The following is a 22,326-nucleotide window of genomic DNA, read 5'->3' as shown; positions in this document are numbered from 1 at the left end:
CCGGATGAGCAGGCCCACGACACCACTTCGTGGAGCTTTCGGCGCAAAGGCTGCAAACGAAGTTGGCACGCACCCCCTGAAGTGGCGCGTTTGCAGGCGGTTCGGCGGCTGTTCGACCCGGCGCGGTTCATCCGGATGAAGTTGCGCCACAGACCTTCCGGTGGGGATGAGGCGGGTCTACGTTGGCCGCGCTTTTCGGCAGGGGTGCTGAGCAGGCGCCGTGCCGACCGTACCCATCTGCCCGCGCTCCGACTCCGGGGCGCGGGCGACTCGGAGGTTGCACATGTCCGCAGCACGGACGTCCATCCACGACGGCGGAGGAGGCGCCCCGCCTACCACGCGACGGTGGCGCGGCCTGAAGGTCGCGGCGCTCGCCGCGGCCGCCGCCGCGCTGCTTCCCGCCGCCCCCGCGTTCGGCGAGGGATCACGGGAGTTCCACACCGGTCCGGGCACCGGGATCCGCCACGCGCTGAGCGGCAACTCCCAGTTCTCGGTCTACGCCCGGGCGGGTGAGACCATCCAGCTCGGCACGAGCCAGATGGGCACGGCGCCGGCCAACATCCGCGTCTACGCCCCCGGCGTGGACATGGCGACCGCCACGCCCCTGCGCAACTGCCGGACCGATCAGCCCGGAAGGGGCGAGATCACCACGCGGGCGCAGGAGCTCGCCGGGCCCCTGCCCAGCGCCGGCGGCTACACGCCGTGCGAGCTCGTCGCACCCGCCGACGGGCTCTACCAGGTCCAGTTCGTCGCGCCCAACGGCGACAACCTCGGGGGCGGGACCGTGGACTCGCCGTACGTCGGACCGGGCGCGTACACCGCGATGTGGGACATCACCGTGCGCTCCGGCGGCACGGTGCAGCCGGGCCGCTCGTTCGCGTTCCTGTACCAGTTCCGCACCGGCGGCCCGGGCCAGACGGTGTCGGACACCGATGCCTACACGTACACCCGCACCGGGTACGAGTACCGCGTCAACTTCTACAACCACACCGGCGTGAACTGGGGCATGGCCGCGGACGACCGCGGGCTGGTCGACGCCGGCACCGGCGAGCCGATCTACGCCTCGTTCCAGTGGGCGGTCGCGAACGTCCCGACGTACACGGAGGCCCAGCCGGCGCCCGCCGACCGTGCGTTCCCGCAGTTCGTCAACCGCGTCGACCCGATCGTGATCAGCGGCCCCGGCGGGCTCTCTTCGCGCGGCTACGCCGAGACCCCGATCGCCCCCTCGACCCAGCCGCTGAGGGACGCCGCGTTCACCGGCACGGGCGGCCAGGCAGGCGGGACGAACCGCGGCGCCGGCGGTGCCATCGGCTTCAGCTCGCCCCCCGCCATGCAGGGCGCCGGCTACACGCTGGAGATCGACACCAACCGCGACGGCACGTTCGGCAACGGCACCGACTTCGTCGACACGACCCACAACCTGTCGTCGACCGGGGCGAACAGCTTCATGTGGACGGGCCGCGACGGCGCGGGCGCCACGCCGGGTTGTGGTGACTACCAGTACCGGATCCGCGCGACGCCCGCCGAGGTGCACTTCCTCCAGAGCGACACGGAGGCGAGCGGCGGCATGCGCATCGAGCGCATGACGCTCCCCGATGACGCCGACCTCGGCAACCCGCTGGCGGTCAGCTACAACGACCGCGACCCGTACAAGAACCAGGTCATCACGGACAGCACGCCGACCGCCGTGACGAACGGCACCAGCGGCCCCGGCTTCCACGCCTACACCAACGGCGACGGCGACCGCATCGACACGTGGACCAAGCTGCCCGAGGTCTCGACCACCGGCACGCTGCGCCTGCTGTGCGCCGACATGGCGATCACCAAGAAGGCGACGTCGACGCCGGCGATCCCGGGCTCGACGATCTCCTACGACCTCGTCGTCCGCAACAACGGGCCGGACAGCGCGACGAACGTCAAGGTCTCGGATCCGCTCCCCAACGGCCTGACGTACCAGTCGTCGTCGCCGGAGTGCACCGGCAGCGGCCAGACCGTCGACTGCACGCTCGGGACGATGGCGGCCGGTGAGGCCCGGACGCTGCGCGTCACCGCGAGCGTCGCGAGCTCCCTCACCGAGGGCACGCTGACCAACACGGCGACCGTCGGCAACGACACCCCGGATCCCGATCCAAGCAACAACACGTCGACCGAGACGGTGCCGATCGAGCCGCAGGCGGACGTGGCGATCGTCAAGGACCCGCTGAGCGACAAGGTCGTCCCCGGCCGCACGCTGAAGTACCGGCTGGTCGTGACCAACAACGGCCCGAGCCCGGCGCGCAACGTCAAGATCAGCGACCCGCTGGCCAAGGGCCTGACCTACGTGTCCGGCAGCGCCGGCTGCGCCGCGGACAAGGGCGTCGTGAGCTGCACCGTCGGGACGCTCGCGTCCGGTGAGTCGAAGACGTACGAGATCACCGTGCGCGTCGCGAGCTCGGTCCGGGACCGCGTCGTCAACACGGCGAAGGTCACGACCGACACGAAGGACCCGGACCCGTCCAACAACGAGGACGACGCCAAGGTCCCGTCGGACCCCGAGGCCGACCTGTCGATCGACAAGATCCCGTCCGTCAAGTCCGTGAAGGTCGGCGAGCAGCTCTTCTACACGCTGCTCGTCAAGAACGACGGCCCGAGCGACGCGGACAAGGTCGTCGTGACCGACACCGCGACGACCGGCCTGACGCTCCTGTCCGCCAAGACCAGCCAGGGCAGCTGCGCGGTGACCGCCAGCAAGGTCACCTGCCAGGTCGGCACGGTCGAGGTCGGCGGCTCGCTGCAGGTCCTCGTCTCGGCGCGCGCCGACGCGGTGGGCACGCTCGTCGACCAGGCCCACGTCGAGTCCACCACGAAGGACCCGGACCCGACCGACAACGACGACGAGGAGAAGATCCCGTCGGAGCCGGGCCCGAAGGATCCGGACGCCGACCTGGCGATCGAGAAGACCTCGAACCGGACCACGCTGACCGGCTCGGGGACGATCACCTACACGCTCCAGATCGTCAACAACGGGCCGGGCGCCTCCCGCGGCGTCAAGGTGCTCGACACGCCGAGCCTGCCGATCAAGGTGCGCTCGGTGAAGAGCAGCGTCGGCACGTGCCAGACGAAGGTGCCGATCACGTGCGAGCTCGGCACGATGGCGCCGGGCGCGAAGGCCACGATCACGGTCGTCGCGCAGCCGCTGGCCGCCGGCTCGCTGCGCAACAGCGCGAGCGTGACCGGTGACGTGCCGGACCCGAACCCGGGCAACAACCTGGACGGGACCATCACGAAGATCCAGGGCCGGCTGGCGATCACGAAGGTCGCCGACCGCCGCGTCGTCAGCATCGGCGGGACCGTCTCCTACCGGATCAAGGTGACGAACACCAGCGCGTTCGCGCTCACCGACGTGAAGGTGTGCGACGCGCTGCCGTCCGGCCTCGTGTACGCGTCGTCGAGCCCGCGGGCGAAGCTCACGGCCGGCGCGTACTGCTGGACGATCCCGAGCCTCGGCGCGAAGAAGAGCCGGGCCTTCACGATCAAGGCCCGCGCGCTGCGCGGGGCCGGCGGCCGCAAGGTGAACATCGCCACGGCGACCGCCCCCGACGCGCGCGGGGCCAAGGCCCGCGCGGCCACCGACCGGGCGGCCGTGCAGGTGCTCGGCGCCCAGGCACGGGCCGGCGGCGTGACCGGCTAGCAGCCCACCCGCCGGGCGGCTGAGTGAGCGCATCACGGATGAGCAGGCGGCGGCGCACGGTGCGCCGCCGCCGGGCCGCCCTGGCGGGCGGGATCGCGGCGGCCCTCGTGGCCGTCGCGGTCGTGTCGTGCTGGCCCGCGGGTGACGACGGGAGCACGGCGCGGACCGAGCTCGTGCGCGCGTACCTGGCCGCGTGGGCCCGTGAGGACTACCCGCGGATGCACGAGCTGCTGACGCCGGGCTCGCGCAAGCGCGTGCCGCTGCGGCGGTTCGCCGCCTTCCACCGCGAGGCGCTGGCGGTCGCCACCGCCACCGCCGGCCCGCGGCTCGTCGCCGCCGAGATCGAGGGCGAGACCGTGCGCGTGACCGCCCGCGTGCCGACGGCGGCGTTCGGCCCCGTGCAGGCCTCGCTCGTCGTCCCCGTGACGCTCCGCGAGCGGCACCGCGGCATCGTCTGGACGACGCCGATGGCCTTCCCGGGGCTGCGGCGCGGGGAGCGGCTGCGGGCCGAGACGCGCCTGCCGCCGCGCGCGACGCTGCTGGCCGCCGACGGGCGCGTGCTCGCGGAGGGCGAGCAGCGCACGCCGGATCCCGAGGTCGCGGACGTGGCGAGCGAGACGGTCGGCGTGCTCGACGCGATCGAGCCCGACCGCGCGGACGACCTGCAGGCGCGCGGGGTCCCGTCCGACGCGCGCGTGGGGCGCAGCGGGCTGGAGCGCGCGCTCGACGGGCGGCTCGTCGGGAGGCCGGGCGGGCGACTCCTCGCCGGCCCGCGCGTGCTCGCGCGCCGCGCGCCGCGGCAGGCGCCGGCGGTGCGCACGACGATCGTGCCGGCGGTGGTGCGCTCCGCGGTGAGCGCCCTCGGCGGGCGGATGGGCGGCGCGGTGGCGATCGACCCGCGGACCGGCGCGGTGCTCGGCTACTCCGGCGTGCCGTTCTCCGGCCTGCGCGCGCCGGGCTCGACGTTCAAGATCGTCACGCTCGTCGCGGCGCTGACGACCAGGGTGACCGACCGCGACGCGACCTTCCCGTTCGAGACGGCGGCGAACCTCGGCGGCGCGCCGCTCCAGAACCACGACGGCGCGGCGTGCGGCGGCAGCCTCGTCGAGAGCTTCGCCGACTCCTGCAACTCGGTCTTCGCGCCGCTCGGCGCCGAGGTCGGCGCCGACGGCCTCGCCCAGACCGCGCGCCGCTTCGGCTTCGACGCGCCGGCGGACATCCCGGGCGCCGCGATGTCGACGATCCCCGGCGGCGAGGGCGGCACCGACCCGCTGACCGTCGGCTCCACCGCGATCGGTCAGGGCAAGGTGCTGGCCACCGCGCTCCAGATGACGAGCGTCGCGGTGACGGTCGCGCGCGACGGCATCCGCCCGCGGCTGACGCTCGACGGCGACGCGGCGGCGCGCTCCACCGGCGGCAAGCGCGTCATGAGCACCGCGGTCGCGCGTACCGTGCAGGACGCGATGCGCGCAGTCGTCACTCAGGGCACCGGCACCGGAGCGGCACTCGAGGACGTGCCGGTGGCAGGCAAGACCGGGACCGCCGAGCTGGGCCTGAGCTGCACCGCCGAGGTGGCGGCGACCGGCGAGTGCGACCTCGACGACCCGACCGACACGGACGCGTGGTTCGTCGGCTACGCCCCGGCGGGCAAGACGTGCCTGCCGCGCGCGGCGGTCGGGATCGTCCTGATGGAGAACGGCGCGGGCGGCGACACCGCGGCGCCCGCCGCACGCGAGCTGCTGCGCGCCGCGCTCGACGCGCCCGGCAGCGAGGGCACCCAACGAGGACGGGCGCAGGAGGCGCGATGCTGACGATGGTGGAACGAGGCGTGCGCGGGCTGGCTGCCGGCGCCGCCCTGGTGGCGGTGCTGGCGGCGCCGACCGCGGCCGGCGCGCAGGAGCCGCCGCCGCCCGCGCCGGTGCCGACCCCCGCACCGACTCCGCCGACGCCGGCACCCGAGGCTCCGCCGGCCGCGCCCGGGCTGCAGATCCCCCCGCCGTCGAAGCAGGGCGGCGCGACGGTCGCCCGCATCATCGCGCCCACCACCGCGCGCCCGGACCTGGACGGCCGGGGCAAGGGCCGCCGCATCGGCACCGCGACGTCGTGGTCGCGCCAGCCGCAGACGCTGCTGGTCCTCGACGCGGCGACGCGCGACGGCGTCGACTGGGTCAAGGTCCTCCTCCCCAACCGCCCGAACGGCTCAGCGGGCTGGGTCCCGCGCGACCGCGTCGTGCTCAGCAAGACGCGCTACTGGGTCGAGATCCGCGTGCGGGCGCGGACGGTGACGGTCTTCCACCGCGGCAAGCGCGTCCTGCGCACCCGCGCGGTCGTCGGCGCCAAGCGGACGCCGACGCCGCTCGGCCTGGCCGCGATCTACGAGCGCAACCGCCAGCCGAACCCGAAGGCGTTCATCGGCCCGTGGGCGCTGTCGCTCACGAGCCTCTCGAACGTGCTGGAGAGCTACGGCGGCGGACCGGGCCGGGTCGCCATCCACGGGCGGGCCGGGGCGAGCTTCCGCGATCCGCTCGGCACCGCCCGCTCGCACGGGTGCATCCGGATCGACAACCGGCCCGTGTCGTGGATGGCCAAGCGGCTCGTCCCCGGCACGCCCGTGGACGTCATCCGCTGAGCGTCACACGAGCAGGTCGCGCGCCCGCGCCGCGGCCAGCGCCTCCGCGCGGTTGCGCGCGCCCAGCCGCCGGTACAGCCGGCGCGTGTGGCTCTTGACCGTGTGGACGGAGACGAACAGCTCGCGCGCGATCGCCTCCAGCGTCCGGTCCTCGGCCAGCAGCTCGAGCACCCGCCGCTCGGCCGCCGTCGGCGCGCTGCCGAGCAGGCCGTCGTCGGCCCGCTGCGCGAGGAGGCTCTGGACCGCGCCGAGCCGCGCGCCGAGGATGCCGACGTCCGGGTACCGCGCGAGGACGTCGACCGCCTCGGCCGCGATGCGCCGGGCGTCGTCGCGGGCGTGGCGCGCGACGTGGAGCTCGGCGCGCAGGATGAGCGACAGCGCGTGGTGGAGCGAGCCCGGGTGGCGCGCGGTCACCCGCTCGACGTGGCCGAGCACGCCCACCGCCTCCTCGAGCCGGCCGGCGACGCGCAGCGCGTCCGCCTGCGCCTGGTAGGCGAGCGCGTACTGCAGCGCGGTCTCGCCGCCGTGCGCCGCGGCGACGGCGACCGCTTCCCCCGCGCGCGCGAGGGCCCGCTCGGCGTTGCCGTCCTCCGCCGCGTCGAACGCGAGCACCGCGTACGCCAAGCTCTTGCTGCCCGGGAAGACCATCGCGCCGAGGTGGCGCTCGATCACCGCACGCGCCTCCGCGCGCTCGCCGGCGAACCACAGCGCCAGGCCGAGCTGGCCGGCGATCGAGTGGCGGGCGCGGTCGGACGTCCCGGGGTCGCGCTCGTACACCCTGCGGCCCTGCTCGACCGCCTCGCCGACGCGCCCGAAGAACGGCCAGATGCTGGCTGCGTCGGCGATGCGCGCCATGTCCGGCGCGTCCCGGTACGCCTGGAGCTCCTGCCAGCGCTCGTAGACCAGCGACGGCTCGGCGCCGTCCATCTGGAGCGCCAGCGTGTGCGCGGCCTCGGCGAACGGGCCGTACTCGCCGCGCTCGGCCGGCATCGCCTCGACGAGGCGCCGGGTCGTGCCGTAGCAGCCGCCGCCGAGGAGCGTGGCCGCGTTCTCGCGGAGCAGGCGCGCCGCGCGCGGGCCGTCGCCGGCCAGGCTGGCGTGCGTGATGGCCTGCTCCCCCAGGCCCGCGCGCTCGAACCAGCGCGACGCGCGCGCGTGCAGCTCGGCGGCGAACGCGCGTGGGCGGGCGGCCAGCTCCTCACGCAGCAGCTGGGCGAACCGGTCTGGGTAGCGGTACCACGCGTCGGCGCCGTCGCCGGTTTCGTGCACGAGCAGGTTGGAGCGCCGCGCGGCGTGGATCCAGGCGCGCGCGTCGGGGTGGTCGAGGACCGCCTCGCACAGGGAGAGCGTGAAGCGCTCCGTCACGGCAGTGCACACGAGCAGCTCGCGCAACTCCGGCTCAAGCGGGTCGAGGATCTCCTCGGCCAGGTACTCGTCGAGGAGCGCCTCCGCGCGGGTGAGCCCGGCGCCGAAGCCGCTGCGGTGGGCGGGCTCGGCCAGCGTCCGGGCCACGAGCGCCAGCCCCGCCGGGCACCCGGCGATGCGCTCGTCCACCACCGCCAGCTGGGCCGCGTCGAGGCCGAGCCCCCACCGGTCGTTGAGCAGCTCGGCGGCCTCGCCGGGGGTGAAGATGAGCTGCGGGTACTTGAGCTCGACCGCGGTGCCCGCGGCGCGGCGGCGCCCCAGCCGCAGCGGCGGCTCGGTGCGACTCCCGATCACCAGGTGGACGTGCGCCGGCGCGGCGTCGAGCAGCGCGATCACGGAGCGGTGCGCGGCGTCGGCGCGGATGTGGTGGTAGTCGTCGAGGACGATGGCGACGCCACCGGCGGCGTGCCGGTCGAGCGCGTTGACGGTGAGCGCCGCGACCGCGAGCTGCAGGTCGGCGCCCGCGCGCAGCGCCGTCCGCGCCTCCTCGACCGCCCCTGGGACGACGCGGTCGAGCGCGGCGAGCACGTGCTCCCACAGCCGCCGCGGCTCGTCGTCTGCCGCGTCGAGCGACACCCACGCGACCGGCCACGGCGCCGTCTCCACCCACTCGAGCAGCGCGGTCGTCTTCCCCGCCCCCGCCGGCGCGGAGAGGACGGTCAGCGGCCCTTCGGCACCGCGGGCGACGAGGTCGTGCACGCGCGCGCGGGCGACGGTCTCGGCGCGCAGCCGTGGCGGGCGGACCTTGGTGGCGGCGACGAGCGGGACGCCGGGGGGATCGTCATCGGTATCGGGGACGGAGGTGATGCGCATCGACGTTACGTCGCGCGACCGCCTGAACCGACCCCCCTCGACATCGCGCCGATCCGCAACGCGCCACGTCTGCGCCCCGGGCGCCCATCACGCCTGGCCCAGGAGCGCGCGGGCGATGGCGCGCAGCGTGTGGTCGAACGCGCGGAGGCCCGGGATGTTGAGGTAGCCGTGCGGCGCGTCCGGCTCGTCCACCTCGATTGTCCGCACGCCCACTGCCCGCAGGTCCGCCGCGAACGCGTCGGCCGACGCGCGCAGGTCGTCGTAGCCCGCGGTGGCGAGCAGCGTCGGCGGGAGGCCGTGCACGTCGCCCGTGCCCGGGAAGGCGTAGGGCGAGGCGGGCGAGGGCCCGAGGTAGTTGTCGTTCATCGTCGCCATCACCTCGGACGGGAAGCGCATGACCGCGGGCACGAGCTCCATGTCGTCGGGGAGCGCGGCCACGGGCGACGGGAGCTCGCGGTGGAGCGTCGGGTACACGAGCACGAGCTGCTCCGGCAGCGGGTCGCCGTCGTCGCGCAGGCGCAGCGCCGCACCGGCCGCGAGGTTCCCGCCGGCGCTCGCACCGCCCAGCGCGAGCCGGCCGGCCGGCAGGCCGAGCCGCTCGGCCGACGCCGCCGCCCACCGCCACGCGGCCACCACGTCGTCGTGCGGGACCGGGAAGTGGATGCCGTCGACCGCCAGGCGGTAGCCGACCGAGACGACGCACGCGCCCGCGCGGACGCACAGCTCGCGGCTGACCGCGTCGGCCTCGGCCATGTCGAGGTCGCCGGCACGGAACCCGCCGCCGTGCACCCACACGAGCCCGCACCGCGTCGGGCCGAAGACCGGGCGGTGGACCCGCACCCGCACGGGGCCGTGCGGGCCCGGGACGTCGAGCTCCTCGACCTCCGCGAGCGGCCGCCGGTAACGCCCGACCGGGCGCACGAGCTCCTGCACGGCCGCCACCAGCGCGGGCGACTGGACGGCGACGTCCTCCGCGGTGAAGCCGCGCAGCGGCGGAAGGCGGCGGCGGATCTCCTCGTCGAGCGGCACCGTCACGCATCTCCCACGATCGCCGTGCGGTCGCCGTCGATCGCCAGCCGCAGGACCGGCGCCACGGTGCCGCCGAACGCGGCCCGGGCCGCCGCCCCCTCGAGGTGCCGGCCGTCCGCCGCGTAGTTCAGGAAGCTGACGACGCGCAGGTCGGGCAGCACGAGCCACGCGTAGGCCTGGTCCGGCGCGGCCGGCGGGTTGGCGACGACGAGCCCCGAGCCGTTGAGCGGCCGGTACGGCCCGGTGAGCGCCTCCGCGACGAACCCGTACAGCCCCGTCGGCGCGTCCGCCACGTCGAACGACTGCCCGTGGGTCGAGAGGAACAGGTGGTACCGGCCGTCGCGCACGATCACGTGGGGCCGCTCGATCTCGTGGTTGACGCCGTCGGCGGTGAGCAGGGGCGCGCGCAGCTCCCAGCCGCCGTCGCGTTCGTCCGCCAGCGCGACCGCCCCCGTGAAGCGCCGCGCACCGGCGACCGAGGCGGCGATCACCAGGTGCGCGCGGCCGGTCGCCGGATCGCGGAACCAGGCCGGGTCGCGGAACGCGCGGATCTTCCCCGGGCCACCGACCCGGTCGTCGGCGTGCAGGTACGTCCGGCCGTCGGGGCGGACGATCTCGCGGTGCGGCCCGAGGGGGCGCAGCCGCACGGCGTCGCCGTCGACGTCCAGCGCCATCCGGACCTCCATCGCCCGCTGGCGGAACGTGACCGGGGACTCGCCGCGTTCCCCAGCCGCCGTGTAGAAGACCGACACCGTCCCGTCCGCCCGGCGGATCGCCGAGCCCGACCACTCACGGCTGCCGGGCGACGCGCCGTCCGCGAAGACCGGGCCGAGGTCGCGCCAGCCGTCCGCGGTCACCGAGAAGAGCCGCAGGCGGGCCACGTCGTGGCGCAGCTCGGGGTGCCCGTCGGCCGGCGCCGTCAGCGCCATCCACAGCTCCCCGCCGAGGATCGAGGACGGCGTGCCGTCCTCCTCCTGCAGCGGCCAGGGGTCCCAGAGGTCCTCACCGGAGAGCACGCGGGCGCAGCCCGCGTGGTCGATCAGCGGGGCGGTCGTCCGTGCGGCCGCGCCACGGCGGACGAGGTCGTCCGCGGTCCACGACGTCGTCATGGCAGCGCCTCGTGCGTCGCGTCGAGCACCGCGCGGACGCGCGGGTCGACGGGGTGGTCGTCGCGCAGCAGGTTCATCGCGTACGAGAACCCGACGCCCTGCGACGGCCAGGCCCCGTGCATCGACCCGCCGGCTCCTCCGTGCCCAAACGCGTCGCCGGGCGGCCCGAGCGGGTGCGGGTCGGTCTGCAGCTGGAAGCCGAAGCCGAAGGCCTGCGGATGGTCGACGAGCGGGTCGATCCGGCGGCTCAGCTCGCGGCGCCCGACGCGCTCGAGCGTGTCGGCCCCCAGGAGCCGGACACCGTCCAGCTCGCCTCCCGCCGCCAGGCACGCGTACAGGCGCGCCATCGACCATGCGGTCGCGATCGCGCCCGCGCCGGGGATCTCCGCCTGGTGCCACGCCGGGTCGTTGGACGGGATCCACCCGGCGGGGAACAGCGGCGGGTTGGCGAGCGTGCGGCGCAGCAGCTCGTCGCGCGCGAAGGCGTCCGGCGCGATCGGCCGGGTCGTTCCCCACCCCGGCGCGGTGGCGAGCGTCGAGACGCGGCGCTCGAGCGCGGGCGGCAGCCCGATCCAGATCTCCAGCCCGAGCGGCGCCGCGACCTCCTCGGCGAAGAACCGGCCGATGCTGCGCCCGTCGATCCGCCGCAGCAGCTCGCCGCACAGCCACCCGAACGTCAGCGGGTGGTAGACGTCGACCGCGCGGGGGTCGTCCTCCGCCGGCTGCGCCGCGAGCAGCGCGGCCATCCGCCGGTCGTCGACCACCTCGTCGTGGCGCACCGGCGCCACGAACCCGGGCATGCGCCCGCGGTGGGAGACGACCTCGGCGACGCGGATGCCGGCCTTGCCCTCGGCGGCGAACTCCGGCCAGTAGTCGGCCACCGCCGCGTCCGGGTCGAGCAGTCCGCGGTCGACGAGCATCAGGAGGCAGAGCGCGACCAGGCCCTTCGTGCCCGAGTAGATCACCTGGAGCGTGTCGCGCTGCCACGGACGCGATCCGTCGACGGTCCCGCCCCACAGGTCGACGAGCGGCTCGTCGCCGCGCATCACGCAGAACGCCGCGCCGACGTCGCCGCGCTCACGCAGGTTGTCCGCGAACGCCTCGCGCACTCCTTCGAAGCCGGGCGCGACCTGGCCGTGCACCGCGGGCCCGGCCGCGCGGCGGCGCGTCGGCGTCCCGGCATCCGCCGCGACGTCGCGCGCCAGCTCGACCGCCCCGACGATGCCGGCGTCGTCGCCCAGCTCGGGGGCCACCACGTACGCGTCCATGCCCGCGTGCGTGGCGAGCGCCGGGTGCTCGAGGTAGCCGCCGAGCAGGTCCAGCACCCGCGCGCGCACCTGCGCGAGCAGCGCGACGCGGCGCATGACGCCGCCGCCGATGACGACGCGCTGCGGCGACGCCGTGAAGACCAGGTTGGCGATCCCGGCCGCGAGGTGGTCGGCCACGACGTCCCACGCCGCGTCGTCGTCGACCTCGCTCGCCGGCCGGCCCCAGCGCGCGTGCAGCGCCGCGCCGGACGCGAGGCCCTCGAGGCAGTCGCCGTGCCGCGGGCAGCACCCGTCGAACGGGTCGCGGGCGCGGTCGTGCGGCACGCGCACGTGCCCGAACTCGGGGTGGACGAGGCCGTGCACCGGCCGCCCGCCGACCACCACGCCGGCGCCGATGCCGGTCCCGACGGTGATGTAGGCGAACGTGTCCGTCCCGCGCGCCGCGCCCCGCCGGCCCTCGCCGACCGCCGCCGCGTTCACGTCGCTGTCCAGCGCGACCGGCACGCCGAGCGCCTCGCGCAGCGGGCCCACCAGGTCGGTGTGCTGCCACCCGGGCTTCGGGGTGGTCGTGATCCAGCCGTGGGTCGGCGACGCCGGGTCGAGGTCGAGGGGCCCGAAGCTCCCCACGCCCACGGCGCGCAGCGGGCCGGCCGCCTCGAGGAAGGCGACCGCCCGGCCGATCGTCTCGCCCGGCGTCGTCGTCGGGATGCGCTCGGTGCGCAGCAGCCGGCCGTCGGCGTCGGCGACGCCGCACACCCACTTGGTCCCACCGGCCTCGATCGCGCCGAAGCGCGGCTCAGCGGGCAAGCGCCCGCCCGGTCGTGCCGTCGAACAGGTGCAGCCGGCGCGGGTCCACCCACAGCCGGGCGCGGCCGGGCTGCCGGATCGCCGACTCCGCGCTGAGCCGCGCCACCAGGCGCCCGCCCTGCCGGGCGGAGTCCTCGACGTGCTCGCGCAGCGCGCGGCCCTCGCTCGCGCGCGCGTCGAGCACGACGTACGCGTACAGCTCCGACCCCAGCGACTCCACGAGCTCCACCTCGGCGTCGAACACCACGCCGGGGCGGTCGCCGACGAGCGCGGCGTCCTCGAACGCCTCGGGGCGCAGCCCGGCGACGAGCCCGTCGTCGGGGCGGTGCCCGCTCAGCGCCGCGCGCAGCGGCTCGCCGAGCGGCAGGCTCGCGAACGGCAGCTCGACGTGCGCGCCGTCGGTGCGCACGTCGAAGAGGTTCATGGCCGGCGAGCCCATGAACCCGGCCACGAAGAGGTTGGCCGGGGTCTCGTAGAGCTCCTGCGGCCCGGCGACCTGCTGCAGCACGCCGCCGCGCATCACCGCCACGCGGTCGCCGAGCGTCATCGCCTCGGTCTGGTCGTGCGTGACGTACACGGTGGTCGTGCCGAGCTGCTGCTGCAGCCGGGCGACCTCGGCGCGCATCTGGACGCGCAGCTTGGCGTCGAGGTTCGACAGCGGCTCGTCCATCAGGAACGCCTTCGGGTCGCGCACGATCGCCCGCCCCATCGCCACCCGCTGGCGCTGGCCGCCGGAGAGCTTCGCCGGCTTGCGGTCCAGGTGGTCGGTGAGGTCGAGGATCTCCGCCGCCTCCCGCACCTTGCGGTCGATCTCGCTCCGGTCGGCGCCCGCGAGCTTCAGCGCGAAGCCCATGTTCTTGGCGACCGACATGTGCGGATACAGCGCGTAGCTCTGGAACACCATCGCCAGGTCGCGGTCCTTCGGCGACCGGTCGGCGACCGACGTGCCACCGATCCGCAGGTCGCCGCTCGTGATGGTCTCCAGCCCCGCGATCATCCGCAGCGTCGTCGACTTCCCGCAGCCCGAGGGGCCGACGAGGATCATGAACTCGCCGTCCTCGATGGAGAGCGAGAGGTCGTCGACCGCGAGCGTCCCGTCCGCGTAGGCCTTGGAGACCTGCTCGAGCTCGATCTTGCTCATACGTCGTCCTTGTGGTGCATGGCCGCGGGGCGTCAGCCCTTGAGCGACCCTTGGAGCAGCGCCGACACGAAGCGGCGCTGGAAGATCAGGAACACGACCAGCGTGGGCGTGAGGATCAGCAGCGACCCCGCGCACAGCAGCGGGATGTCGGTCCCCCACTGGCCCTGGAACGCGCCGAGCGCGCCCGCCATCGTCCGCTTCGTCGAGTCGTCGACGAGGACGATCGCCAGCAGGAACTGGTTCCACGTCCAGAGGAACAGGAGGATCGCGAGCGACGAGATCGCCGGCATCGCCAGCGGCACGTGGACGCGCCAGAAGAGCTGCCACGTGCTCGCCCCGTCCATCCGCGCGGCCTCCGACAGCTCCTCGGGCATGTTCACGAAGTGCGCCCGCATCCAGAACACGGAGAACGGCATGAACAGCCCGATCAGCGGCAGGATGATCGCCCACCGCGTGTTGAGCAGGCCGAAGTCGCGCATCTGGTAGTAGAGCGGCGTGATGATGCCCTCGAACGGGAGCGTCAGGCCGAGCACGAACACCAGGAAGACCGCGCGGCCGCCGGGCATCCGCAGGTGGCCGATCGCGAACCCGGCCATCGTCCCGATGAGCAGCGAGACCGGCACGACGCCGAGCACGATCAGCACGCTCGACCACAGCAGTGTCCCCATGTGGGCCGCACGGAAGGCGTCGGTGAAGTTCTCCCAGTGGGCGTCGGCCGGCCAGGCGATGCCGTCGGGGTAGGTGCCGGGCTCGTGCAGCGCGGTGGTGAACAGGCTCACGAACGGCAGCACCGTGATGACCATCAGCCCGATGAGCAGGAGCCGGCCGATCAGCTCCTCGCGACGTCCGACGATCACGACCGGTCCTCCCCGCGCGTGAGCCACTGGATCGGCAGGACGCAGACCAGCACGAGCACCATCAGTACGACGGCCAGCGCCGAGGCGGTGCCGACCTCGCGCTCGAAGAACGCCAGCTGGTAGATCTCGAGCCCCGGGACCATCGTCGCGTTGCCCGGGCCGCCCTGGGTGGCGATGTAGACGATGTCGAAGCTCGCCAGCGCCGCGATCACCGTGACCGTCACGCACACGCCGATCTCCTGGCGCAGCGACGGGACGGTGATCGAGAAGAACTCCCGGATCGGGCCGGCGCCGTCCATCCGCGCGGCCTCGTAGAGCGCGGGGTCGATCTTGCTCATGCCCGCCAGCAGCAGCAGCACGCACAGGCCGAGCAGGACCCACGCGCCGATCACGCCCACCGCGGGCAGCGCGAACGTGAAGTCGCCCAGCCACGCCCGCGTCAGGCCGTCGAGCCCGACGGCGGACAGCACCTGGTTGATCAGGCCGGTGGACGACAGCATCCAGCTCCACGCGATGCCCGCCGCGACCAGCGGGATGACCTGCGGCAGGAAGAGGACCACGCGCGCGACGGACGCGAGCCGGCTCTGCGCGATGCGCCGGATGAGCGACGCGATCAGGAGCCCCAGCGCGGTGGGGATGAAGCTGAAGAAGACGATCAGCTTGAAGGCGTTGGTGATCGTCTCGAAGAGCTCGGGATCCGTGAAGACCTGCTCGTAGTTGTCGAGCCCGACGTACGTCGACGGGCCGGTGCCGTTCCAGCGGAACAGCGAGTAGTCGACCGTGAGCACGAGCGGCCAGAGCACGAAGACCCCGTAGACCAGAAGCGCGGGAGCGACGAACAGCCAGCCCGCCCAGGCCGACCGGCGCACCCCGTCCCGGCGGACGGGGGTGCGCGCGGCCGGCCGGGCCGGCGTGTCGGGCTGCCGCTCCTCGGCCTCGACGACGGCGTCGAGGGAGGGACGGTTCACGGCATCAGCCCCCGAGCTGGCTCTCGTAGTCCGACTGGACCGACTTGAGCAGCGCCTGCGGCTCCTGCTGGCCGGCGACGAGCTTCTGGAGCTGCGGCGTCCAGCTCTTGGCGTAGATGGCGCCGGTGGCGTTGGCGATGAAGTCCATCGCCCCGTTGTCCTCGCCGATCTCGGCGCCGGCGGCGAGCGTGCTCGCCGTGACCGAGCCCTCGTCGACGGGCGGCATGAACGCGTCGGTCGGGCCCATCGGGTGCGAGCCGCCGACCTCGACGGCGATCTCGCGCGCCTTGTCGTTCGTCGCGACCCAGTCCAGGAAGAACGCCGCGCAGTCCGCGTTCTTCGCGTTCTTGCCGATGCCGACGGTCAGCGGCGCGGACATCGCCGCGACCTTGCCGCCGGCCTCCGCGGGCGGCATCAGGAAGAACCCGACGTCGCCCTTCATCCGCTTGTCGAGGTTGCCGGCCTCCCAGTCGCCGTTGAACATCATGAGGCCGTCGCCGTCGAGGAAGCGGCTCATCATCTTCGCGTAGTCGATCGCGTTGACGTCCTTCTGGAAGTAGCCCGCCTCGATCCACTTCTGCAGGTGCTCGGTGGCCTGCAGGTTCGTCGGCGTGTCGATCGTCGCGCCGGCCTTCTGGAAGATCCACTCGTTGATCGGCGTCGCGGGGCCGTACGACGCCATCAGGTTCTGGAGCGGGAACGCGAGCCCGCCCGTCGCGCCGCCGTTGAACTGGACGATCGGCGTGACGCCCGCCTGCTTGGCCTTGGCCAGCAGCGCGTCGAGGTCGGCGAGGGTCGCCGGCGGCTCGGTCATCCCGACCTTCTCGGCGAGCTTCTTGTTGTAGAAGATCCCGGTCATGCTGAAGTTGAGGCCCATGGCGTAGAGCGAGCCGTCGCCGCGCGCGCCCTCGGGGTCCATGCGCAGCTGCGCCAGCTGCGAGGCCGGCCACTTGTCCCACCCGAACGCCTTGGCGTAGCCGTCGAGGTTCTCGAGCAGGCCGTCCTTGACGAGCTCGGAGACCTGGGGCAGGCGCATGAGATCCGGCGGGTCGTCCGCCAGCACGCGGGGCGCGTTCTGCGTGATCACCGCGAACTGGTCCTCGCGGATCTTGAACTTCACGTTGGGGAACTGCTTGCTGAACTCGGCCGTCAGCGCCTTGGGCAGCGGGAAGCCGGTCTCGAAGTAGCCGTTGAGGGTGACCGGCTCGGAGCCGCACGTCGGCTTGGCGGTCGCGGTCGCCGCGGTGGTGCCGCCGGCCGTGCTGCCGGCCGCGTCGCCACCCTCGTCGTCGCTCCCCGGCCCGCCGCAGCCCACCAGGGCGGCGGCGCCTCCCAGGGCGACCGCCGCAACGGCGGTCCAGCGCCGCAGGGCGCCTGCGTGACCCATCATCTGTCTCTCCTCCGTCGTGCGTGTCCCGCGAGCGCCGCGTCCTGCGGAGCGTCGCGAACCGAGTGCTAAAGCGAATTAGCAGGTGTGTACTGTTACGGCCATGTGGGCCCGTGTCAAGACGTCGACCGCCGCCTGCCGGCACCGAGCCGGCGCGGAGCGCGCGCGGTGACGCCGCGCCGGGTCACCCTGGCCGACGTCGCTCGGCGCGCGGGCGTGTCGCCGACGACCGCGTCGTTCGTCCTGTCCGGCCGGGGCGAGGAGATGCGCATCTCGCGGGAGGCCGAGCAGCGCGTCGTCGAGAGCGCCAACGAGCTCGAGTACCGGACGAACATCGTGTCGGTGAGCCTGCGCACCGGCACGACCCGCACGGTCGGGTTCGTGTCGGAGACCGTCGCCACGTCGCGCTTCGCGGGCGACCTCATCAAGGGCTCGCTCGAGGCCGCGCGGGAGCGCGGGTTCCACCTGTTCATCGGCGAGACCGAGGACGACGCGGCGCTCGAGCGCTCGCTCATCGACGCCATGCACGACCGGCAGGTCGACGGGATCGTGCTGGCGTCGATGTACACCCGGGCGGTGACCGTGCCGCAGACGCTCGCCAAGGCGCCGGCGGTCCTCCTCAACGCCGTGCCGCGGCAGGCCTGCGCCATCCCGGCCGTCATCCCCGACGAGCTGCAGGCGGGCAGAACCGCGGCGCAGGCGCTGCTGGACGCCGGCCACCGGCAGGGCATCCACCTCATCGGCGCCGGCCCCACGCTCCGGCGGATCCCCGTCGGAGGGTTCGCGGCGCGCGAGCGGCTCACCGCCATCCGCGAGACCCTCGCCGAGGCCGGGGTCCCGATCGCCGGCGGGCGCCTGTGCGACGGGTGGGAGCCCGAGAACGGGTACGCGGCGACGCGGTCGATCCTCGAGGAGGGGCGTCCCGGCGCGCTCGTCTGCTTCAACGACCGCCTGGCGCTCGGCGCCTACGACGCCCTGCGCGCCGCCGGGCTCGGCATCCCGGACGACGTCTCGGTGATCTCGTTCGACGACGACGTGATCGCGTCGTGGCTGCGCCCCAAGCTGACGTCCGTCGCCCTGCCCCACTACGAGCTCGGGCGCAAGGCGATCGACGTGCTGCTCGAGGAGATCGACCGCACGGGACCCGGCGAGAAGGGCCGCGTGCACCGCATCCCGATGCCGCTCCGGGCGCGGGGCTCGGTCGGCCCGCCGGCGCGGTAGCCCGTCGCACCGGGCCGGCGACCATCCGGGCAGCAGCGCGTCACCGGATGGCAACCGGCGCGCGCCCCGCGACCGCTGTCATGCCGTCCCGTGACCAACCTCGAAGGCTCCAAGGTGCGGCAGGGGTCGCGCCTTCGTGTGGCCGCCGCGCTCGCGGCGGCCGTGACGCTCGCGGCTCCCGCCGCCGCGTCGGCCACCACGCCCGCCGCCTCGTGCGGCCCGGACGCGTCGCTGCTCGGCTTCAGCGACGCGCTGGACAAGACGACGTTCGCCGGCACCGACGTCGGCGGGCTGTCCGCGCTGGCGCGGTTCGGGGGCGACCGCGCGCTCGCGCTCGCCGACAACCAGGGCACGACGCCCGCCCGCGCGTACCGGCTGCGGCTCGACGACCGCCGGGGCCCGAAGGTCACCGGCATGATCCCGCTCCGCCGCCCCGACGGGACCGCGTACACCGGCGCGGACCTCGACGGCGAAGGGATCGTCGCGCTCGCCGACGGGACGTTCCTCGTCTCGTCCGAGACCGAGCCCTCGATCCGCCGCTTCTCGCGCGACGGCCGCCAGCTCGCCGAGCTGCCGGTGCCCGCGCGGTTCCGCGTCGCGCCCGCCGGCGAGGCCACCCGCAACCAGACGCTGGAGGCGCTCGACGCCTCGGCCGACGGCCGCGACCTGTGGGCCGGCATGGAGGGTGCGCTGAGCGCGGACGGCACGACGGCCGAGGGCGGCGCGCGCGTGCGCTTCCTCCACCTCCGCGCCGGTCGCCGGGGCTGGGAGCCTGCCGGCCAGATCGGCTACGTCACCGACCCGGCGATGAACGTCACCGAGGTCCAGGTGCTCTCCGACGACCAGCTGCTCGTGCTCGAACGCGGGTTCACCCCGGGCATCGGCAACACGATCCGCGTCTACCAGGCCTACCTGGCCGGCGCGGACGACGTGACCGACGAGCCGACGCTCGCGCGCGACGGGCTGCGGCTCGCCGCCAAGCGCCTCATCGCCGACCTCGGTGCCTGCCCGCCGTCGGGCGCCACGAACCCGGCGCCGCAGCCCAACCCGCTGCTCGACAACGTCGAGGCGCTGAGCCTGGGCGCGCGCGGCTGGGACGGGACGCGCGAGCTGACGCTCCTCTCCGACGACAACTTCCAGGCCACCCAGGTCACCCGCCTGTACCGGCTGCGGATCACGCCGCGCGACGAGCCGCGGCTGGTCGCGCGGGCCGCGTACGACGCGACGAAGCTGCAGGAAGGCCCGACGTCGGGGACGGTCGGCGTCGGCGCGGCGAACGGGCAGGTGCCGCCGTTCGCCGGCCAGCCTGTCCCGGGCTTCTCGGGCGCGCTGGCCGACCCGCGCGGCGACGGGTTCTGGGGCATGCCCGACAACGGGTTCGGCAGCCAGGGCAACTCGCGCGACTTCCTGCTGCGCATGTACCACGTGCGCCCGCGGTGGAAGGCCGCGTTCGGCGGACGGGGCGAGCTCGTGCTCGACCGGTTCGTGTCGCTTCGCGACCCGGATCGCAAGATCCCGTTCCCGATCGTCAACGAGGCGACGAAGGACCGCCTGCTGACCGGCGGTGACTTCGACATCGAGGCGGTCCAGCGCGACGCCCGCGGTGACCTGTGGTTCGGCGAGGAGTTCGGGCCGTACCTGCTCCACACCGACGCCACGGGCAAGGTGCTCGACGCGCCGGTGCCGCTCCCGGGCGTCAAGGCGCCGCAGAGCCACGAGCTGGAGCCGGGCGAGCAGCCGACCCTCCCCAGCTCGCGCGGCTTCGAAGCGGTCGCGGCGTCGAAGGACGGGCGCACGCTGTACCCGATCCTGGAGGCCGCGCTGACCACCGACGCGGACAAGACCCTGCGCCGCGTGTACGAGCTCGACACCGTGCGCGGCCGCTACACGGGCCGCTCGTGGGCCTTCCACACGGCCGCGGCCGGCCACCAGATCGGCGACGCGCAGGTGCTCGAGGACGGGCGGATCCTGCTCATCGAGCGCGACGACCTCGAGGGGCCGGACGCGAAGGTCAAGGTGCTGGCGACGATCGACGTCCGGGCGACGCCCGCCGCCGACGGCACGCTGCCCAAGCGCGTCGTGCTGGACCTGCTGCGCATCCGCGACCCGTTCGGCGTCTCCGGCACGGGCGCCTTCGGCCTCGGCGACCCGTTCTCGTTCCCGCTGCAGTCCGTCGAGACCGTGCTGCCGCTGGGCGGTGACCGCGTCCTCGTCGCGAACGACAACAACTACCCGGACTCCGACGGCCGCGTGCCGGGGCGGCCGGACGACGTCGAGGCGATCGTCGTCGACGTGCCGGGCCTCGGCTGAGGTCCGGCGCGCCTCCGCCGGCGGCCGCCACGTCGCGGTCGCCGGCGGAAGGACGTACGCCTGAGCTACGCTGGCCGGCGGTGAGTCCGTCGCACGTTCACCGCACGCTCCGGCGCCTGCGCCGCGCGCGGGTCCTTCCCGCGGCCGTCGTGGTGGTCCTCGGCCTCGCGATCGCCCTCCACCACGGTGTCGTCAGCGCCGACCATGGGGAGCACGGCATGGACATGGGCGCCGTGATGGAGCTCTGCCTCGGCGTGTTCACCGCGGTCGGGGCGGCTGTCGCCGCGGTCGTCCTCGGCTCGATCGGGCTCGGGCGCTGGCGCCCGCCGGGCACGCTCGCTGCCTGGGCGAGGCCCGTCGCATCTCCGCTGCCGGACCTGCGCACCCGCGCCGGGCCGGTGTTCCTCTGCGTGCATCGACGTTGAGCCGGCGGCCGCGCGCGTCCTCGTGACGCGCGTCGACCACCCGATCCGTCAACACGCACAAGAGGAGCACCACACGATGAAGCTCAGGAGCACCACCGCCCTCGTCGCCGGCCTGGCCGCGTTCGCGCTCGCGTTCGCCGGCTGCGACTCCGACGACGAGCCCGCCTCCACCACCGGCAGCGCCGGGGGCAACGGCACCGACCGCGCGTTCGTCCGCGCGATGGTCCCGCACCACGAGTCGGCGATCGACATGGCGCAGATCGCCGAGAAGCGCGGCGAGAGCGCGTTCGTCAAGCAGCTCGCCGCAGACATCATCCGGACCCAGCAGACCGAGATCGACACGCTCGAGCGGGAGGACGAGGGCCTCGAGACCGCCGGCGTCGAGGTCGGCTCGCTCGGCATGGACCACGAGACGATGGGCATGGACGGCGACATGGAAGGCCTGAAGACCGCCGACCCGTTCGACACCGCGTTCGTCGAGATGATGATCCCGCACCACGAGGGCGCGGTGATGATGGCCGAGGTCGAGCTCGACAAGGGCGAGGACCCCGAGCTCGAGGAGCTCGCGCAGGACATCGTCGACGCGCAGAAGCGCGAGATCGACGAGATGCGGCAGTTCCTCGCCGACGCGGGCGGAGACGCCATGGAGCCCGGCGAGCACGACGGGCACTAGGCCCGCGCTCAGCGGCCGGTGAGCACGTCGCGCAGCGTCGTGGTGAGCACGCCGAGGGCCTCGCCCTCGGCGAGCCGGCCGCCGCGGACGTCGTCGCCGGCGGCGTGGAAGAGGACGTGCATCGTCGTGACGAGCCAGCCGGCGGGCAGGTCGGTGCGGAACGTGCCGTCCTCGCGGCCGCGGTCGATGAGCTGCGCGATGAGCCGGTTGACCGCCTCGTGGCTGCGCCGCAGCGCGTCGGGCGAGAGCTGGTCGGCCGCGGCCTGCGCGACGGCGGCGTGGCGATCGAGCACGCCCCAGCCGACCGCGATCAGGCGGTCGAGCGCCTCGAGCGGCGTGCCCTCGTCGATCGCGGCCGCCGCCAGCACGGCCTCCGACTGCGCGACCGCGCGCTCGACGACCGCCTCGAGCAGCGCCTCGAGCGTCGGGAAGTGGGCGTAGACGGTCGGCCGCGACACGCCGGCCTCGGTCGCGACCGCGGCGATGCTCACGGCCGCGCGACGCTCGAGCAGGGCCACCGCGGCGTCGAGGATCGCCGCCCGGTTGCGGTCGGCGGTCGCCCGCCGGTGGTCGATCGCCTGCTCGCTCATCGCG

The 22,326-nt window shown here is 74.4% G+C and carries 16 protein-coding genes; 7 read left to right on the top strand and 9 right to left on the bottom strand.

Annotated elements, in window-relative coordinates; genetic code table 11:
* The first annotated feature begins 283 nt into the window (after positions 1-283).
* The 3 genes from AC1UE5_RS22735 to AC1UE5_RS22725 are packed head-to-tail and all read left to right on the top strand — an operon-like array spanning position 284 to position 6,299.
* On the top strand, positions 284-3,670 hold the full coding sequence (locus AC1UE5_RS22735) for a COG1361 S-layer family protein (RefSeq protein ID WP_482927896.1): 3,387 nt from the start codon (positions 284-286) through the stop codon (positions 3,668-3,670).
* 38 nt (positions 3,671-3,708) lie between these two features.
* Positions 3,709-5,481, top strand: coding sequence for a penicillin-binding transpeptidase domain-containing protein (locus tag AC1UE5_RS22730; RefSeq protein WP_482927894.1), 1,773 nt, complete (start codon positions 3,709-3,711; stop codon positions 5,479-5,481).
* A 17-nt stretch (positions 5,482-5,498) separates the two neighbouring features.
* A complete protein-coding gene (locus tag AC1UE5_RS22725; RefSeq protein WP_482927892.1) occupies positions 5,499-6,299 on the top strand; it encodes a L,D-transpeptidase in 801 nt (266 codons plus the stop codon).
* Positions 6,300-6,302: 3 nt separating this feature from the next.
* Here AC1UE5_RS22725 and AC1UE5_RS22720 read toward each other — a convergent pair whose 3' ends face one another.
* The 8 genes from AC1UE5_RS22720 to AC1UE5_RS22685 all read right to left on the bottom strand — a co-directional run bounded on the left by AC1UE5_RS22720 (position 6,303) and on the right by AC1UE5_RS22685 (position 17,103).
* Positions 6,303-8,537: a helix-turn-helix transcriptional regulator gene (locus tag AC1UE5_RS22720; RefSeq protein WP_482927890.1), complete on the bottom strand. Its 2,235-nt coding sequence runs from the start codon at positions 8,535-8,537 to the stop codon at positions 6,303-6,305.
* 87 nt (positions 8,538-8,624) lie between these two features.
* Positions 8,625-9,572, bottom strand: coding sequence for an alpha/beta hydrolase fold domain-containing protein (locus AC1UE5_RS22715; protein WP_482927888.1), 948 nt, complete (start codon positions 9,570-9,572; stop codon positions 8,625-8,627).
* Positions 9,569-10,675, bottom strand: a complete 1,107-nt coding sequence (locus tag AC1UE5_RS22710) for a glycoside hydrolase family 68 protein (protein ID WP_482927886.1) — start codon at positions 10,673-10,675, stop codon at positions 9,569-9,571. Before AC1UE5_RS22710 ends, AC1UE5_RS22715 begins: the two co-directional genes overlap by 4 nt.
* Entirely contained in the window at positions 10,672-12,750 is a 2,079-nt protein-coding gene (locus AC1UE5_RS22705; protein WP_482927884.1) for an ROK family protein, read from the bottom strand. Before AC1UE5_RS22705 ends, AC1UE5_RS22710 begins: the two co-directional genes overlap by 4 nt.
* Positions 12,740-13,891, bottom strand: a complete 1,152-nt coding sequence (locus tag AC1UE5_RS22700) for an ABC transporter ATP-binding protein (protein WP_482927882.1) — start codon at positions 13,889-13,891, stop codon at positions 12,740-12,742. The genes AC1UE5_RS22705 and AC1UE5_RS22700 overlap by 11 nt, the downstream gene beginning before the upstream one ends.
* 32 nt (positions 13,892-13,923) lie before the next feature.
* Positions 13,924-14,748, bottom strand: coding sequence for a carbohydrate ABC transporter permease (locus AC1UE5_RS22695; protein WP_482927880.1), 825 nt, complete (start codon positions 14,746-14,748; stop codon positions 13,924-13,926).
* Positions 14,745-15,716 carry a carbohydrate ABC transporter permease gene (locus tag AC1UE5_RS22690; RefSeq protein WP_482927878.1) on the bottom strand — a complete coding sequence of 324 codons (972 nt, stop codon included), beginning with the start codon at positions 15,714-15,716 and terminating at the stop codon, positions 14,745-14,747. The genes AC1UE5_RS22695 and AC1UE5_RS22690 overlap by 4 nt, the downstream gene beginning before the upstream one ends.
* Positions 15,717-15,720: 4 nt before the next feature.
* Positions 15,721-17,103, bottom strand: coding sequence for an ABC transporter substrate-binding protein (locus AC1UE5_RS22685; RefSeq protein WP_482927876.1), 1,383 nt, complete (start codon positions 17,101-17,103; stop codon positions 15,721-15,723).
* 168 nt (positions 17,104-17,271) lie between these two features.
* Here AC1UE5_RS22685 and AC1UE5_RS22680 point away from each other — a divergent pair, with 168 nt between their 5' ends.
* From AC1UE5_RS22680 to AC1UE5_RS22665, 4 genes are all read left to right on the top strand, one after another.
* On the top strand, positions 17,272-18,324 hold the full coding sequence (locus AC1UE5_RS22680; RefSeq protein ID WP_482927874.1) for a LacI family DNA-binding transcriptional regulator: 1,053 nt from the start codon (positions 17,272-17,274) through the stop codon (positions 18,322-18,324).
* A 90-nt stretch (positions 18,325-18,414) separates the two neighbouring features.
* Positions 18,415-20,634 (top strand): esterase-like activity of phytase family protein, encoded by a 2,220-nt coding sequence (locus AC1UE5_RS22675; RefSeq protein WP_482927872.1) that lies wholly within the window; start codon positions 18,415-18,417, stop codon positions 20,632-20,634.
* Positions 20,635-20,714: 80 nt separating this feature from the next.
* A complete protein-coding gene (locus tag AC1UE5_RS22670; protein ID WP_482927870.1) occupies positions 20,715-21,059 on the top strand; it encodes a hypothetical protein in 345 nt (114 codons plus the stop codon).
* Positions 21,060-21,135: 76 nt separating this feature from the next.
* Positions 21,136-21,732 carry a DUF305 domain-containing protein gene (locus AC1UE5_RS22665; protein ID WP_482927868.1) on the top strand — a complete coding sequence of 199 codons (597 nt, stop codon included), beginning with the start codon at positions 21,136-21,138 and terminating at the stop codon, positions 21,730-21,732.
* 8 nt (positions 21,733-21,740) lie between these two features.
* Here AC1UE5_RS22665 and AC1UE5_RS22660 read toward each other — a convergent pair whose 3' ends face one another.
* Entirely contained in the window at positions 21,741-22,322 is a 582-nt protein-coding gene (locus tag AC1UE5_RS22660) for a TetR/AcrR family transcriptional regulator (protein ID WP_482927866.1), read from the bottom strand.
* Positions 22,323-22,326 lie beyond the last annotated feature (4 nt).

Source organism: Parviterribacter multiflagellatus (assembly GCF_056863265.1).
The sequence above is the reverse complement of the archived record's forward strand: the minus strand, read 5'-3'. Positions and strand labels throughout refer to the sequence as shown.